Genomic DNA, 15881 nt, shown 5'->3' on the forward strand with positions numbered 1-15881 from the left:
CTAAAAATAAAAGAACCTCAATAAATGAGGTTCAAAAAATCTACTATTTTAAATTACCTTCGTAAAAAGCAACTCCATTTTGAACATGTTTTAAGTACCACGTAATCGTCCCGCCACAAACATTTTCATTAAAACTATTAGCATATACTCCATTTGAGTAATAAAGAGTTCTTTTGAATTTACCATTAGAATACTCATAAGGAATTGAGCAGGCTGCTTGCTTCGGAGAGCTCACAGCTTTTTGTGTATCAGCTGAAGCTGCACCCATTCCTCCTGTTAATGCAATACCTGTTGCTAACGCTCCTACTACTAATTTCTTGAACATAATAAATCCCCCTTTAATAGTTTTTATAGATTACAACTTAAATGTATCACTTTTGTAATTTATGTAAATATCTTGAATATGTAGAAATATTTATTTAATTATTAGTAATATTAGGATTTTATTTTATCAAATGGAAAATAGAGGAATTAGAGAAGCATGTGAAAATACAGATAGGTTTATATTAAACGAATGTGGTCCAAGTCGGCGTAAGGCACCTTAGGGTGTCTTTTTTGTACATAAAAAAATCTCACCATCTTATAGAAACGATAAGCCCTTTAAAACAATAATTGCAACTATATTAATTTTACATTACATTAAGGTTAGAGAATGTTCTTATATTAATAAAGTGCTAAATAGTAGGTGGAAAAATGGAATTTAACGATTTGGGTATTACCATTAAAGAACTTAGAATTAAAAAAATATATCACAATCCGAATTATGTCATGGAATATGTTCACAAAGTCAAATTAGCAAGATTGAAAAGGTATGATTTATCCATCTAGTATATTGTTATATCAATTATCAGAAAGACTTGGTATTGATCCGAATAACATATTTGCACTAACTCAAAACAAAAGATTAAAATATGTAGAAAATGTAAAATACGTAATAAAAGATTGCTTAAAGCAAAAACAATATAAAGAACTTTATGAAATAGTAAAAAGAGAAAACTTGAATAATTTTCAAACAAAAGATGAGAAACAATTTCTAATGTGGCATGAAGCAATTGCTATATTTATGGTGGATAAATCAATAAAAACTGCTTTAGATTTTTTAAATAATGCATTAAAACTAACTTTAACTAATTCTGATTTTTATCAGAAAGAGAAATAGATATTATGCAAACAATGGCTATATTTTATGCAGAAAATAAAGAATATGAAAAAGTATTAATATATTCAAAAGATGTTTAACTAATTTTAATAAATTAGATTTCCTAGAGATAAAGAAATTAAATTAAAACTCATGTTAAATTTAGCAAAATGTTTCGACTTCACATATCAACATGAAGAGACAATAAAGTATATTGATAAGGGTATCAAATTAGCAATTAATCTAAATACTTTATACTTACTAGGTGAACTATTCTATTTAAAAGGTCAGTGTTTATTAAAAATGAAACAACATAATGTAGAAGATGTTATTTATAACTGGAAAAAGCATTATTTATATTTGAACTAACAGAAAAGAATATTATACAAAAATGCTACCAGATGAACTTATTGAATTACAAAATAAAAACACTCATAATTTCGTAAAACTACTTACAAATCCTACAGAAAAAATTCTTATAGCTTTTAAACTTAGATCGATAATATTAAAATTAATTTAAATCGGCGAAAGGCACCTTTTGGTGTCTTTTCTTTATTTTACAAGGACCTGCTCAATTAATTCTTAAGAACATACTGAGAAGCATTGTTTTATTTATCTCATTTTCATTCATGCTATATATAAAATTCTTTAATAAATCCACCTCAAACATACTTATATGCATAGGAGTATGTTTGAGGTGGAACTTCTTCAAATACTAGTTCCTTTTATAAACCGTTTTGTGATGTAGATGACATTATTCTCAATACAATAGAATGAATTATGGGAACATATTTAGCAATATATATCAAAAAACATATTAAAAAAACCCTTCACCTTAAGGTAGAAGGGATCTTTTAATTTCTATTTCAAACTACCTAAAATTTCTGTAAAGATAACCCCAAGCATATGTGCACCTGCATCTGGATATCCTAAACTTCTTTCACCAACTACCGCTCCTCTGCCGAATGATCTTTCAACGATAGATTATATGCCTTGAAGTGCTGTTTGCAACATTTCAATTCAGATATACGACAGTAAAGAATACATTATCACAGTGTCAGCAAGCAAAAGTGTATTCTGCATTTCTGAAAACAGTAGATGGCAGATTATGACCTACTGAATCTGCTAAGAAAGAATATACAAGAACATCCTTAACATCCTCTCTATTTCCACTAATGATGACATCAAGGAAATCTTCTACTTGGAATTCTGGAGTAAACAACACAATCTTAGTTGTTCTATTTGGTTCTAAAAAAACAAAAGTACGAGAGATTTCAACTAATTCATTTTGAGTTGGGAAAAAGGTGTTTCGACTTCTCTTAACAGTTACCGTTACATTACTAGTATGACAGCGTGAATCATTGTTTAACATAATGTTGAGAGCAGTTGGAATAATCCCATTTTCAGAAACTGGAACTCGAAACACTCCAGTAGATTTATGAGCCATATAATCACATCCTTCCAAAATAAAATATATTTACAATATATTAAATGCAAAAAACGTTCATTTTGATATGGACAAATTACATGATTAATATATCTATAATAACCCTCGGTATTACTAAGCCAATGTTTTAAAAGATTAACAAATATCGCGAGAACCAATCGAATGTATATTAAAAGTAAAAAGAATAAGTTGTCTAAAAGACCCCCTATTTTGAGCCAATAATGAGACATTATGTTAATCTTATATGTATAGTTGCACAAAATTGAGAAACTTAAGGAGACAGATAAATTTTATGAGAAAATTATCTATATTACTTACTTTCATTCTAGTATTAGTCAGTGTTACGGCTGCTTGCACACAAGATAAAACAGATAGTGCCGTTGAAAATGGTCCAATAGAAGAACCAACCGCAAAAAATGAAAATGAAGAATTAATAAATTTTGAAGAAAAAGAAGATATGAGCCGCTTGGAACAAGGTATTTTATTAGTTGGTGAGAGTGTTAAGGGAGGCTATTACTTGACCGCTGTTCAAAGTGCCTATTTAAATGCTAGCAACGATTCCGTAGTTGTTAATGTCTCTGTAAAAAATGTACGAGGTCAAACGATTGGACTATCAGAATTAAAATATAACTTAAAAGATGAAAAAGACGGAAAGATCTATAAAGGAAAGGTGCTTGATCAAAACCCTTCTGATATACAAGTTAAACCAAATGAAACGGTAGAATTGAAAATAGCTTTTGAAGTACCACGTACCGCAGATGAATATATGTTTTATATTGAAAGCTCTTTAGACCCTCTACAAACATACTGGAAAATTGATAAGCTGCAATCACAAACAAACTAAGTCTAAAATAAGCAAAAAACAATGAAAAATTTAATATAGATACAAATGAATACTATATAAACGTAAGACCATCGATTTAATGAATCGTTGGTCTTTTTCAAAAAATGCCCCATTAAAAACTAAGAGATAAAAAAGAACTAATCTCGAGAAGAGATTAGCTCAATATATCCAAAGCTATTATGGTACATAGTTTTATGAGCAAACGTTATATAATGTTGTATGAGATACATAACCTGTCATCCCTTTATATGTAACTTTTAACCACTGTTTAGAATTACTGTAATGACCTTGAACATATTCACCAGTTACCCATGTTCCAGTAATTTTCGTACCATCATTAAATGTATGTAAGACAGGTGAATCGACAGTATAACCACTGCGCATCTTTGCACCATATACACCTACCGTACCTCCCTTTGCACAAGCTGCTACTACATTTTGATTTTCAGTAGCATTCGTAGCCGCGAAAGCAGAGCCGTTAAATGTAAATAAAGTAAATATAAAAGCTGTTAGTACTGTACAAATAGATAAACGACGTAACAAAATAAATTCCCCCTTTTTTTATAATTTACTTCTTCACAAATGATTATCTTAAATATTCTAACTATTTTCAATATATTAATGTTGAGAAATATTAGTTGTATTTTTGAAATAAGATTTTATCAAAAATAGTAACAAACTCATATTTTACTGAGAAAGAACCGAAAGAAGTCTTCTACATATCAACTATATAAAAACCCCTCCACCTTAAGGCAGAGGGACTTTCCAATTCCTATTTCAAACTACCCGCAATCTCCGTAAAGATCACCCCAAGTGCATGTGCACCTGCATCTGGATATCCTAAGCTTCTTTCGCCAACTGTACCAGCGCGATCCTTTAAGCAGCTACTGGCGAAAAGTTTTTTTTAGAGTGGGATGAAGTTGGTATTTTTAAATTTAATGATACTGAACAAATTACTGATATGTAGTACATATGTGAAGAAATCAAATTGGCCATGGAAATAGGCTTTAGACTAGACAAATAAAAGTTGATTGATATTGTTTTTCTTAAGTGTTGCACTTAATAATACAATTTGTCATTTTACAATTAACTTTACACAAAACAGGAAAAATCATCTTAAGTCAAACAAAAAAGATCCTAGTTCATAAAACGAGCAAGGATCTATTCGTTTCTATCTGACATATTCATTTATCCCAAAAATACCCAGTTAGATTTCTTTTTTTCTGCCACTATTTCCTTTTAAGCTACAACAACAGTTTGTTTTGTGTCCTCCATCCCCTAATTACTCTCACAAATTTTTTATCTCTTTCCTCTAACCTTTTCCCATTGTAACTACAAATATCTAGTACATAATCTCGGGTAAATTCCATTCAAGATCACCAATTATAGAAGGTTCTACACTTTCAAATTCATCTAAAACACCCCTATTATATTGAACATAATCATTAGATTGTTCAAATAGTTCATCAACTATTTGAACTGGTATAGCAAAAGATTTAGTAAAACGTAAAGTGAAATTATATGGTTCAATTTTCCCTTTTATATCTTCTTTAGAAAACTTCCCTGCTTCCTTTAAATTATCAGTATACCCTTCTCCTCCTTTACCCCACCAATGAATATTCCCACTAGTATATTGATTAACTTGAGTTCTAACCTTACTAACGATGTAAAACTCTTTATATTTTATTGTTTCAATGCGCTGATTAATTCCATCTAATGTATTGTAGTAGAATTCTTTATGTTGCTCGTATTTGTCTTCTTCATAATCATCCGCATATTCTTTTTCCTGCATATCACTTTCTGTTTTCAACGGTTCAATAAACTTTGCTTTAGGCTCTATAAAATAGAAATCCCCCATTAAAGAAGAATGTTCCCAAGGAATTTGTTTCTTCTTTGATGCACTAACTACTTCTTTTCTCACTTTTTTAAATAGCTCCTCAATTTTTAAGCCTTCCACGAGAATATGACTGCTTAATACCTTTGTATATAACCCATTAGAATCATCATCATTACCATCACTCGCCGTTGAATCTGGGCCCGTTGCAAATGAAATAAAAGTTCCAATCGGAGTATTCGTGAAATTTTTCAACCCCGTTTCTCTAAATCCCCGTACTCCGGCAGTAAAAAGTTTTGTTCTGCATGCATCCAGAATTAGTATAAAAACACCTTCATCTGATAATGATATTTCTTTAACCATAGATGAAATATTAACTGAAGTAGCGGAGATACTTTCGTTCGTATTTTGCTCTGCATTTGACGGAATTAAATAATTGTCTCCATTTATTTCAATTCCGTGTCCTGCAAAATAGAATAAACCTATATCATAATTTCTCAGTTCAAATTTAAATTGAGCTATACAACTTGAAAGCGTTGCATACTCAGTATTGTTAAATACTTTTACATCGAAGCCTGCATTTTCTAAGACTTCCTTCATAGTTTCCGCATCATTTACTGGATTTTTTAAACTTGGCCACTTTATATATTCACTTATTCCAACCACATAAGCTAATCTATTCATTTTGCACCTTATCCTTTGTAAGAATTTACTATAATACTAGTATATCATTTACCTAAGATTATTTTACATAATAGAAGACGAGTTTATTTACGTAATAGTCACTATCTAATAACACCCCTCGACTTAATTAATACACCAAATATAGAATAATTGCGACGCATTCGTTGTATGTCTGGCGTTATCCACAACACCGAATGGTACACCCTATAGAACAATATCTTTATTTCTCCTCGAAACATCTCACAAAATTTCCAACTATAATTTTGGAGCACTAAACAATTAAACAACCTAAATTCCATACTTACTTGAACTCATTTTTTAACTTCCTTTAAAATCCCTAGTCGTATAAAAATACATACATTTATATAAAGAGCATACATGACAATACTCCAAAAAGGGTACCTGAAGAAATTTTCTATACCATCAACTATAAAAAATCCCCTCCACAGTAAACAACTTACCATGAAGGGGATTCTATCAAATTAACATCACTTTTATCTCAAACTACCCGCAATTTCCGTAAAGATAACTCCAAGTGCATGCGCACCTGCATCAGGATATCCTAAATTTCTTTCACCAACTGTGCCGGCGCGGTCCATGCGAGCTACGATTTCTTTCGTGTACTCTGCACCTTTAACTGCTACTTCTGCTCCTTTTTCGAAGGCAGTTTTCATGTCTTCTTCGTTTGAAGCGCTAGCTAACCAAGAGTCTACACATGGAGCAAGTGCGTCAACAAGTGTTTTATCATCCACTACTGCTCCTCTACCGAATGATCTTTCACCGATAGATTGTATGCCTTGCAGTGCTGCTTGCAACATTTCAGCGAATTCTTTCACTGTTAACTCACGTTTTTCGCCTGCTGCTTTACTGGTTGTGCGGAACGCGACTATCTAATTTCATAAACGTTAACACCTTTTCTGGGAACATTGTAAAACCTGAGCAACTATCATGATAAAGAATTGTTTAAAATAAATCCATCTTTCAATATATAATGAACGGCATCATCATTGAAAGTACCACCATTGCTTACTCGGTACTAACACACGATAAATTAAAGCCACTACCCGTCCCCCCTCGTGGGAATACCAACCAAAATAATAATCCTGTCTCCTAATACATCTCTTATTATAGTTCTTCCCTAAAAAACTACAAATACGCCAAAATATATTATATAATTAGAATTTTACGAACTATATACTAAATCACCAAATATCATGTTTATATCAATTGTATTAATATAATTTTTAAAAGTTAATAGAACAAAGAAAGCTACTTCCTATAAAAAATTCTTTACTATTAATTTTTATTAAATAGTTTCTAAACAACAAGTGTTTTACTGTAAAGGAGAATTTTTAATGCAAGAAATTTACGCTGAAAAAATTAAATACATTATTGGAACAGTTACAGATACAGTCTACGCTAATTATAAAAACCCACTATCGCCCTACTGTATCTGTGATGTATTTATCCAGGAAACAAATATAGATATAAGTCAAGATAAAATACGAGTTATTTTTCATTCCACACCTCCAGAGAAAGACCAAACCTATAAATTTTTTGGCACTGTTGAAATTAGTAAAAAATACGGTATGTCTTTCAAATGCGATACATATATTCGTGATATTCCTATAAACTCAGCTCATGTCATAGAGTTTTTAAGCTCTGGTCTTTTCAAAGGGATTAAAAGAAAACGAGCAGAGCAGATTGTAGAAACATTAGGAGAGGATTGTTTAATTAAAATTGTTAATTCACCTGAAGTGTTGAGCCAAATTAAAGGTATCCCCCAAAAAACAATTGCAACAATTCAAGAAACTATTATCGAAAATTTAGGAATGCAAAAGATTATTACTAAACTTCATGAATGGAGAATTTCTTTGAATCTAGCAAAGAAAATTTTCCAGTTATATGGAGATGCATCTGTACAAAGGATTATGGAAAATCCATATTGTCTTGCAAATACAATACGCGGTATTAGTTTTAAAAGGGCAGATGAAATTGCAGAGAAAATCAACATACGCGGAACAGATAATCGCCGTATTAAAGGCGCTATTGAGTACGCCCTACACGAAATTTACGAACATGATGGAAGTACTTTTGCAATGAAAGCATATGTTATAAAGAAGACAGGACAAATTTTATTCAATCAAGATGGTGTGCAATATCCCCCAGAAGTACTAGATGCAAATTTGACTGAACTTATTTCTACCGATGTAAATGAATTAGAAGATTTCACAACTGAAATTGGTCAAATTCGTCAAATTGAAAACCGTATTTATTTAGCAAGATATCATAGTTACGAGCAAACTATTGCAGAAAAACTATCCCTTCTATGCTCTTTCAAAACACAACTAACAGAAGAGGATACTGATATGTTATTAGATCATTTTATTAATATACACAGAAGGTTACCTTTCAGTTTATCTGATGAACAACAAATAGCAATTATTGAATCCATGCGCAACAATGTGCTTGTTATTACAGGAGGACCAGGAACAGGTAAAAGTACAATTATAAAAGCGATTTTAATGCTATATAATCGCTTTTTCGAAATTTATGACTTTCATCAACTTTTAAATAAGGTTGTTTTACTAGCTCCAACTGGCCGAGCTGCAAAAAGAATGACAGAAATCACAGAAATTCCAGCTCAAACAATTCATCACTTCTTATTAAATCAACAATCAGATGATAAGAATACTGAGAACCGGCTCTTTATTATCGATGAAATGTCAATGATGGACATTTCTACTATGAGCCGTTTCCTTGAACAATTGCACACAGGAGATCGAATTATATTAGTGGGTGATAAAGAACAACTTCCTCCTATAAAAGCTGGAAATGTATTTGAAGATATTATCAAGTCTAATGCTTTTCCAACAATTGAATTGGACACTACATTTCGTCAACAACAGCACTCAATGATAATTGATTTAGCTGCCACTATTCGGAAAGGTGATATTTCAAAAAAACTCATTAAAACTAGCGACGATGTAAAATGGCATCCAACAACTAAAGATGACATTGTAAAAACAATTGAATCCGAAGTATTTTCTATCCTTGACCGGGGTATTCCATTTGAAAACATTCAAATTATTGCTCCCATTCATCGAGGAGAGCAAGGGATTACTAATATTAATAAACATATGCAAAATTTATTAATCACCCAAAAAATCCCATCCTCTCATTCCTTTATGGAAACAGGATATGCCAATAAGCAGTATGAATTTTATGTAGGTGACCGAGTGATACAATTAAAAAATGATAGTAATAAAGATGTATTAAATGGGGACCTAGGAATGGTGATTGGTATTCTGCCAGCAAGCATATCATTACAAAATAATGAACAAACAGTTGAAGAACCAGAAAAATTAATCATTGATTTCGGTGAAAAAGCAGTTTTTTATGATAAGGAAGAACTAGATGAACTTGCATTAGCTTATTGCTTCTCAGTTCACAAATCTCAAGGTTCCGAATTCTCCCATGTTCTGCTTCCAATTTCAAGCTCGTATACACTTATGATGAATCGCAACTTATTATACACAGCGATTACTCGTGCTAAAAAGGAAGTTACAATTATTGGGGAGTTAAATATTTTTCTAAAAGGACTTAAAGAAAAGCCACGCCAACGGTTTACCTTTTTAAAAGATATGCTATCATCGATTTAAATACAATTATGATATTTAGCTTTTAATAAGGTTTGTACACAATTAACATTATTACATACTGCTCCAATCAAAATACACGAGTGAAGATAGCTTTTTATTTTATAAAAAAACAATTAAATCATAATTTAAAATTCGCTCCACAGTAAGAGAATTACTGTGGAGCGAAAATTGTATCACCCCTATTTCAAACTACCTGCAATCTCCGTAAAGATAACCCCAAGTGCATGTGCACCTGCATCTGGATATCCTAAGCTTCTTTCGCCAACTGTACCAGCGCGGCCCATGCGAGCTACGATTTCTTTCGTGTACTCTGCTCCTTTGACCGCTGCTTCTGCTCCTTTTTCAAAGGCAGTTTTTACGTCTACTTCGTTTGAGGCGCTATCTAACCAAGAGTCTACACATGGAGCAAGTGCGTCAACAAGTGTTTTGTCACCAACTACTGCTCCTCTGCCGAATGATCTTTCACCGATCGATTGGATGCCTTGCAATGCTGCTTGCAGCATTTCAGCGAATTCTTTCACTGTTAACTCACGTTTTTCGCCCGCAGCTTTACTAGCAGCGCGGAATGCACCGCCCCAAATTGGACCAGATGCACCGCCACAATGTTCCATAATAATCATCGAACAACCGTCAAGGAATGATCCGATCGTTACGTTCTCTTGATCTACAATCGAATGCCACTCACGTTTTAACTGCTTAAATCCTTTTGCCACACTCATTCCGAAGTCGCCATCACCAGCATGCGTATCTAGCTCACAGAACGGTACTTCATTTTTAATAATAATATCGCTCATTTTATCAACGAGATAAATCATGTTGTTTAATGTAATAACATTATCTTTAATAACAGCGTGCTCTTCCGCAGTTTCTAGTTCAAATGAAACTTCCTTCTCTTCTGTCTCTTCAAGTACATTTACGTACTCTACACTTTCAACTGGACCGTCTACTTTAAACGCTGGTGTATTACATTCTTTTGATAGTAATGTTTTTAGCTCTTCATCTAACTTCATTACCGTTAAAGACATACCAGCCATATCAATACTTGTCATATAGTTACCGACGAATACTCTATTAATTTTAATGTTTCTTGCAGCTAGTTCTCTCGTAACTGCGTTGTTAAATAAGTAAAGTTCTTGCAGTGGTGTTCCGCCAAAACCGTTAACTAGAATTGCGATTTCCTCGCCATCTTTTACTCCTAAATCTTTTACAAGGTCATTTGTCATACGGTTCGCTAGTTCATCTGCTGACAGCATTTTTTCACGCTTAATTCCTGGTTCGCCGTGAATACCTACACCGTATTCCATTTCATCTTCCGCAAGTGTGAAAGTAGGTGATCCACTCGCTGGAACTGTACAAGACGTTAATGCTAAACCGATTGTGCGCACGTTAGCCGCTGCTTTTTCTGCTACAGCTTTCACCGCTCCTAAATCCATACCTGCTTCCGCTGCTGCGCCAGCAATTTTATGAACTAAAATAACGCCCGCAACGCCGCGGCGTCCTACTGTGTACAGGCTATCTTCTACCGCAATATCATCGTCCACCTTTACATAGTCGACTTCAATTCCATCTTCCGTCGCTAAATGCGCACCGTTTTTGAAATTCATAATATCGCCGCTATAATTTTTAATAATTAATAACGTACCTTTTTTACTAGCTGTCTCTTTAATCGCTTGGTATACCTGAATTTGTGAAGGTGACGCAAACACATCTCCGCACACTGCCGCATCTAACATTCCTTTTCCGACTAATCCTGCATGTGCCGGCTCGTGACCACTACCGCCTCCACTAATTAACGTTACTTTATTTTCGTTCATTTCTTTCTTCTTAATCACTTTATATTTTTTCAAAAGCTCAAGCTCTGGATGAGCCATAACCATTCCGTTGCACATTTCCATTACTAATGTTTCTGGTTTGTTTATAATCTTTTTCATTGTAGTTCTCCCTCAATTCCTTTAATATATTGTGATATATTTGAAATCTTCTTCTTACTAACCATGTTAAAATGAAAGCGTTTTATAGTAAACGGACAAAATGGACAATCTGTCTAAAGACACCGCTCTCATTTATAGATAGGATTTTCATATTAATAACATTCTAGGGATGATTCAGATGACCTCTTCTATAATTTCTAAAAAGATAATCGCGAACTCATTGAAGTATTTAATGGAAACAGAGTCGTTTCATAAAATATCAGTGAGCGATATTATGTTACACTGTCAAATGCGTAGGCAAACTTTTTATTATCATTTTAAAGATAAATTTGAACTATTAAGCTGGATTTATAGAGAAGAAACGAAGGAAAACATTATCGACTTTCTCGATTATGAAACGTGGGAAAACATTTTCGATTTATTATTTGATTACTTTTATGAAAATCAAAAATTTTACCGAAATGCTTTTAAAGTCATTGAGCAAAACTCGTTTAATCACTATTTATTTGAGCATACGAAAAACTTATATATGAAGATTATCGATGAACTATCTGTGAGCTGTGGATTCAGCCTTTCTGATGAGACAAAAAATACGATTGCCTCCTTTTATAGTCACGGCTTCGTTGGAACGATAAAAGATTGGATTGAAAGTAAGTGCGAAGTAGATCCTTCCATTATGTCTTCTCTTATGAAAAATATGATAAACAATCAATTACTACTATTACTGGAGCAATCAGCAAAGTAATTAAAGGGTGGCAAAAGCAATGAAAAAGATTATGAATGATGTACAAAATATCGTTCAAGATATGCTGCACGGCTTTTATTTTGAACATAACGACAAAGTAAATTACGATGAAACGAATAACATCATTTATGTAAAAGATATCGAAAAAATGAAGCAAGACGTCGCTATTATAAGTGGCGGTGGTAGCGGACATGAACCTGCTGATATTGGCTATGTAGGAAAAGGTATGCTTACAGCGGCAGTAAACGGAAGCATCTTCACTCCGCCTACAGTGGAACAAATTGCGGCGGCAACTCGCCTTATGCCAAAAGATAAAAGTATACTATTCATTATTAAAAACTTTAAAGATGACGTTGAGAACTTTCTTGCGGCAAAGCAGATCGCTAAAGAAGAAGGAAGAAAAATTGACCACATCATCGTAAATGACGACGTTTCAATTGAAGATGATGCTTCTTTTAATAAAAGAAGACGCGGCGTCGCTGGTACTGTTTTCGTTCAAAAAATACTTGGTGCGGCCGCTCTTGAAGGCCATTCTCTAGAAGAACTAACAACACTTGGCCGCTCTATCACTAAAAACTTACACACATTAGGAGTTGCTCTTTCCCCTGTCAACGATCCAGTAAAAGGAAAAGCTTCATTCACATTAAATGACGATGAAGTGTTTTATGGCGTCGGCATTCACGGAGAAAAAGGTTACCGTAAAGAAGCACTATCCTCTTCTGAAATATTAGCGATCGAACTAATGAACAAACTAAAAAGCATTTATCGCTGGAGAAAAGGAGACAACTTCGCTATCCTCATTAACGGACTCGGCGCAACTCCATTAATGGAACAATACATTTTCGCAAACGACATTCGCCGTTTGTGTGAACTTGAAGGATTGCAAGTCGCATTCGTAAAGGTTGGTACACTGTTAACTTCTTTAGATATGAAGGGTGTTTCGCTTAGTTTGCTTAAGGTAGAGGATTTGGATTGGGTGAAGTGGTTGAAGGCGGATGTTAGAGTGGGTAATTGGTAAGTAAAAATTATGATGATAAAAGCCTTTAACTATAACAAGTTAAAGGCTTTTTGCAAATTGAAATATCACTCGAGCATTCAAAAGAAATTCGTAATTGCCTCACTGAATGATGACAGGTCTTCCAAATAAAGCTGGATGATAAATTAACATCGCTCCTACAAATGAACATACTAAACAAAAAATAGCCTCGTATTTTATAACTAGAGAAGAGCTGGTATCAAGCTTTTCCCCCTCTCTTTTAAATATCATTTTTAAAGCTCTATATAATAAATACCCAATAATCGCCCCGAGGGTGTTCGTAAATAAATCATCAATATCTGTAATTCTATTATTTAACAATTGATTTAACTCAATTGCCAATGAAAAAAAGAATCCTGCACATACCGTGTTTTTTATTTTTCTAAAATACGGCCAAATCATCGGTAATAAAAAACCGAACGGCATAAACAGTACGATGTTCAAAAGATACGTAGTACTACCTGCCGTATCAAATAGAGTCAAGTTGATTTGACTTACACGAATCCACGTTTCATATCTACTTATATCCCATACAGTTGCAATCTGCGTCACCTTATACACTAACGAAAGGTAGAACAGAAAAACATATACCCATAGAAAATGCCGAATAGATATGTTTCTTTTCGCTTTAAAATAAAATCCAATTTGAAATAAAATACAAAACATAATTGTAAAAAAATAAGTATACAAATAACTCATCAAAACTCCTGTATGCATGTGGAATCCCTAACTTTACATTTTCATCTATTATTTTAGAATATAGTTTAAGAACCAGTACTTTGTTCATATGTTTAATCTTCTACTTTGTCTTCGAATATAGGGAATATATTAAAAATAAAAAATCCCCACTTATTCATTTTCAGTCTCCTCCTTGATGTAACTTGTTTATAGGATAGAAAAAACTTTTAAAATAAAAAGTGGGGGAAATATAAAATTTTTCTTAAATTTTATGTTAGATTTTATTATTACTCTAATTACTAATCCTCTATTCGTTGTTAGGCAACAGTATGCTTAAACTTAGGTTTCACTTTATCCCTTCTCATCCCTCATACTGTAATACCCCAAATTAATAATAACCAAGAAATACCCACTCATAATTCCAGCAGCGAATGTCCACATGAATTCATGGTGTTCAATTTCATACATAATAATCGCGCCGAGTATTGCGGCTGCGAACCGATTTATCATTCCAAGCATCGGTGCTTTTTCTTTTTTTACAATGCTATCTCCGAACTTTTCAATACGCCTTCCTAAAATCCAGGCGCAGTACATACTTACTAAAAGGCCAATGCTTATCCCTACGAACTGGGCTGAAAAAGGTGTCACAAGCCATCCCAATAACATTACGCCTAGCAAACAATACATTTGTATGTTGAATGATCTTAATGCCATACGAATCATGTTATACTCCTTTATCTTTCTCATTGTAATCCCGTATCATCAATCCAATCTTCCAGGCTTCAAGCTTTCAGCTATATCTTTTTTAAAATGAGGGAATTTGATTTTGCTTACCATTAAATAAGCGAGTACGCATGTACCAAACGCCACGGAAACTGGATTCTTTAAAAAACATAAAATGAGGAGACACATTGCCGCGAATGGGATTGGCATGCCGATAAAGGTCGGGAGTTTGCTTTGCTGTGTGTTAAATCTTGCAAGCCGAAGCATGCCGCAAATACTGTAAGCAAGCGCGCATATCATCCCGATAGACTGCAAATCTTTTAACGAGGCACTATATGCCAGAATAGACGGTGCCACACCAAAAGTAACTAAATCCGCAAATGAGTCTAACTCTCCACCAATTTCCGAAACAGAATCAAGTTTCCGAGCGACCATACCATCTAAAAAGTCAAACAACATACCTGTAATAATAAAAACTGCTCCCAAATAAATATCGTGAACGAAAACAGCGTAAATAGCTAAAAGCCCACATACAAAATTTGCTATCGTAATCATATTTGGTATGAAACTCATAATACACTTCTCCTCCTTTCTACTAATTGCTTCATCTACGTTCTTACTCATTACAATCAAGATCTTTCTGTTTTTCTTCCAATATGACTTTATTTATTTTCGTTAACGTATCTGTCATTTGCTCTAGGGCGTTTATATCGATTTTAGAAAAATATTTCTCAATTAATACATCATCTAACTCCAACAACCGCTCTATATACTTACTACCGTTTGGACCAAGTGTAAGAAAATACTCCCGTTTATTATTAGGGTTTACTTGTTTTGAAATCATCTTCTGTTTCTCCAATTTAGATAAAACTTGACTAACGGCACTTTTTGATATATTAAAAGTAGTCGCAATGTGATTTGCTGTCGTGTTTTCATTTAAATTAATATGAAATAGCATGCTCTCTTGCTGTCCTGTAAGACCGAATTCATCTTTTAACTCCTGGAATAGTAAAATGTAGAATTCATTATAAGCTCGGTTCATTTCATTAATTACTTCTTTATACGTTCTAGTCATAGCGTTATTCCTCCATGCTTTTATTTCGTTTTGTTTAATAGTTAAGTTCACTTAACTTAACTATATTATACCGTTATGTTCGTG

At 33.3% G+C, this 15881-nt stretch carries 14 protein-coding genes and 3 pseudogenes; 5 read left to right on the forward strand and 12 right to left on the reverse strand.

All coding sequences use genetic code 11. The annotated features are described in order from the left end of the window. Nucleotides 1-43: 43 nt before the first annotated feature. Nucleotides 44-325, reverse strand: a complete 282-nt coding sequence (locus IQ781_RS10645; RefSeq protein WP_033695671.1) for an LCI fold-containing protein — start codon at nt 323-325, stop codon at nt 44-46. 368 nt (nt 326-693) lie between these two features. Here IQ781_RS10645 and IQ781_RS10650 point away from each other — a divergent pair. Further along, a pseudogene (locus IQ781_RS10650) lies at nt 694-1565 on the forward strand (helix-turn-helix domain-containing protein); the annotation flags it as partial. A gap of 434 nt (nt 1566-1999) precedes the next feature. On the opposite strand, the gene IQ781_RS10655 reads toward IQ781_RS10650, so the two are convergent. Next, nucleotides 2000-2119, reverse strand: coding sequence for a DAK2 domain-containing protein (locus IQ781_RS10655; RefSeq protein WP_071740898.1), 120 nt, complete (start codon nt 2117-2119; stop codon nt 2000-2002). 76 nt (nt 2120-2195) lie between these two features. Next, nucleotides 2196-2585 carry a hypothetical protein gene (locus tag IQ781_RS10660; RefSeq protein WP_139846949.1) on the reverse strand — a complete coding sequence of 130 codons (390 nt, stop codon included), beginning with the start codon at nt 2583-2585 and terminating at the stop codon, nt 2196-2198. A 292-nt stretch (nt 2586-2877) separates the two neighbouring features. Here IQ781_RS10660 and IQ781_RS10665 point away from each other — a divergent pair, with 292 nt between their 5' ends. Further along, nucleotides 2878-3429 carry a DUF4352 domain-containing protein gene (locus IQ781_RS10665; protein WP_001228902.1) on the forward strand — a complete coding sequence of 184 codons (552 nt, stop codon included), beginning with the start codon at nt 2878-2880 and terminating at the stop codon, nt 3427-3429. Nucleotides 3430-3621: 192 nt separating this feature from the next. Here the strand turns inward: IQ781_RS10665 and IQ781_RS10670 are convergent, their stop codons facing one another. The 4 genes and pseudogenes from IQ781_RS10670 to IQ781_RS10685 all read right to left on the reverse strand — a co-directional run. Then, the gene (locus tag IQ781_RS10670; RefSeq protein ID WP_000946193.1) at nt 3622-3972 is read right to left on the reverse strand and encodes an SH3 domain-containing protein; all 351 of its coding nucleotides are present in this window, start codon (nt 3970-3972) and stop codon (nt 3622-3624) included. A 229-nt stretch (nt 3973-4201) separates the two neighbouring features. Beyond that, nucleotides 4202-4300: pseudogene (locus tag IQ781_RS10675) on the reverse strand (DAK2 domain-containing protein); the annotation flags it as partial. Nucleotides 4301-4771: 471 nt separating this feature from the next. Continuing rightward, on the reverse strand, nt 4772-5947 hold the full coding sequence (locus IQ781_RS10680; RefSeq protein ID WP_079004236.1) for a caspase family protein: 1176 nt from the start codon (nt 5945-5947) through the stop codon (nt 4772-4774). Nucleotides 5948-6441: 494 nt separating this feature from the next. After that, nucleotides 6442-6831, reverse strand: a pseudogene (locus IQ781_RS10685) (DAK2 domain-containing protein); the annotation flags it as partial. A 471-nt stretch (nt 6832-7302) separates the two neighbouring features. Here IQ781_RS10685 and recD2 point away from each other — a divergent pair. After that, nucleotides 7303-9609 carry an SF1B family DNA helicase RecD2 gene (recD2, locus tag IQ781_RS10690; protein WP_242808299.1) on the forward strand — a complete coding sequence of 769 codons (2307 nt, stop codon included), beginning with the start codon at nt 7303-7305 and terminating at the stop codon, nt 9607-9609. A gap of 179 nt (nt 9610-9788) precedes the next feature. On the opposite strand, the gene dhaK is transcribed toward recD2, so the two are convergent. Beyond that, nucleotides 9789-11540: a dihydroxyacetone kinase subunit DhaK gene (gene dhaK, locus IQ781_RS10695; protein WP_102847961.1), complete on the reverse strand. Its 1752-nt coding sequence runs from the start codon at nt 11538-11540 to the stop codon at nt 9789-9791. A gap of 178 nt (nt 11541-11718) precedes the next feature. On the opposite strand from dhaK, the gene dhaS reads away from it, so the two are divergent. Together dhaS and dhaQ are read left to right on the forward strand one after the other, a co-directional pair. Next, nucleotides 11719-12285: a dihydroxyacetone kinase transcriptional activator DhaS gene (dhaS, locus tag IQ781_RS10700; protein WP_000204220.1), complete on the forward strand. Its 567-nt coding sequence runs from the start codon at nt 11719-11721 to the stop codon at nt 12283-12285. 19 nt (nt 12286-12304) lie between these two features. Further along, on the forward strand, nt 12305-13303 hold the full coding sequence (gene dhaQ, locus IQ781_RS10705) for a DhaKLM operon coactivator DhaQ (protein WP_050292818.1): 999 nt from the start codon (nt 12305-12307) through the stop codon (nt 13301-13303). Nucleotides 13304-13402: 99 nt separating this feature from the next. Here the strand turns inward: dhaQ and IQ781_RS10710 are convergent, their stop codons facing one another. The 4 genes from IQ781_RS10710 to IQ781_RS10725 form a co-directional block, all read right to left on the reverse strand. Next, nucleotides 13403-14038 carry a VanZ family protein gene (locus IQ781_RS10710; RefSeq protein ID WP_139846947.1) on the reverse strand — a complete coding sequence of 212 codons (636 nt, stop codon included), beginning with the start codon at nt 14036-14038 and terminating at the stop codon, nt 13403-13405. A 312-nt stretch (nt 14039-14350) separates the two neighbouring features. Beyond that, entirely contained in the window at nt 14351-14722 is a 372-nt protein-coding gene (locus tag IQ781_RS10715; protein ID WP_000620610.1) for an ATP synthase subunit I, read from the reverse strand. Between the two features lie 39 nt (nt 14723-14761). Continuing rightward, complete coding sequence (gene pssA / locus IQ781_RS10720) at nt 14762-15295, reverse strand: CDP-diacylglycerol--serine O-phosphatidyltransferase (protein WP_033695667.1); 534 nt, start codon at nt 15293-15295, stop codon at nt 14762-14764. A 43-nt stretch (nt 15296-15338) separates the two neighbouring features. Next, nucleotides 15339-15797, reverse strand: coding sequence for a MarR family winged helix-turn-helix transcriptional regulator (locus IQ781_RS10725; RefSeq protein WP_139846946.1), 459 nt, complete (start codon nt 15795-15797; stop codon nt 15339-15341). Nucleotides 15798-15881 lie beyond the last annotated feature (84 nt).

This window comes from Bacillus sp. N447-1 (genome assembly GCF_022701035.1).
Taxonomy (GTDB): domain Bacteria; phylum Bacillota; class Bacilli; order Bacillales; family Bacillaceae_G; genus Bacillus_A; species Bacillus_A cereus.

Coding starts and splice junctions, on each gene's coding strand:
- IQ781_RS10645 (WP_033695671.1), bottom strand. CDS start 325: ATGTTCAAGAAATTAGTAGTAGGAGCGTTAGCAACAGGTATTGCATTA.
- IQ781_RS10660 (WP_139846949.1), bottom strand. CDS start 2,585: ATGGCTCATAAATCTACTGGAGTGTTTCGAGTTCCAGTTTCTGAAAAT.
- IQ781_RS10665 (WP_001228902.1), top strand. CDS start 2,878: ATGAGAAAATTATCTATATTACTTACTTTCATTCTAGTATTAGTCAGT.
- IQ781_RS10680 (WP_079004236.1), bottom strand. CDS start 5,947: ATGAATAGATTAGCTTATGTGGTTGGAATAAGTGAATATATAAAGTGG.
- recD2 (WP_242808299.1), top strand. CDS start 7,303: ATGCAAGAAATTTACGCTGAAAAAATTAAATACATTATTGGAACAGTT.
- dhaK (WP_102847961.1), bottom strand. CDS start 11,540: ATGAAAAAGATTATAAACAAACCAGAAACATTAGTAATGGAAATGTGC.
- dhaS (WP_000204220.1), top strand. CDS start 11,719: ATGACCTCTTCTATAATTTCTAAAAAGATAATCGCGAACTCATTGAAG.
- dhaQ (WP_050292818.1), top strand. CDS start 12,305: ATGAAAAAGATTATGAATGATGTACAAAATATCGTTCAAGATATGCTG.
- IQ781_RS10710 (WP_139846947.1), bottom strand. CDS start 14,038: ATGCATACAGGAGTTTTGATGAGTTATTTGTATACTTATTTTTTTACA.
- IQ781_RS10715 (WP_000620610.1), bottom strand. CDS start 14,722: ATGATTCGTATGGCATTAAGATCATTCAACATACAAATGTATTGTTTG.
- pssA (WP_033695667.1), bottom strand. CDS start 15,295: ATGAGTTTCATACCAAATATGATTACGATAGCAAATTTTGTATGTGGG.
- IQ781_RS10725 (WP_139846946.1), bottom strand. CDS start 15,797: ATGACTAGAACGTATAAAGAAGTAATTAATGAAATGAACCGAGCTTAT.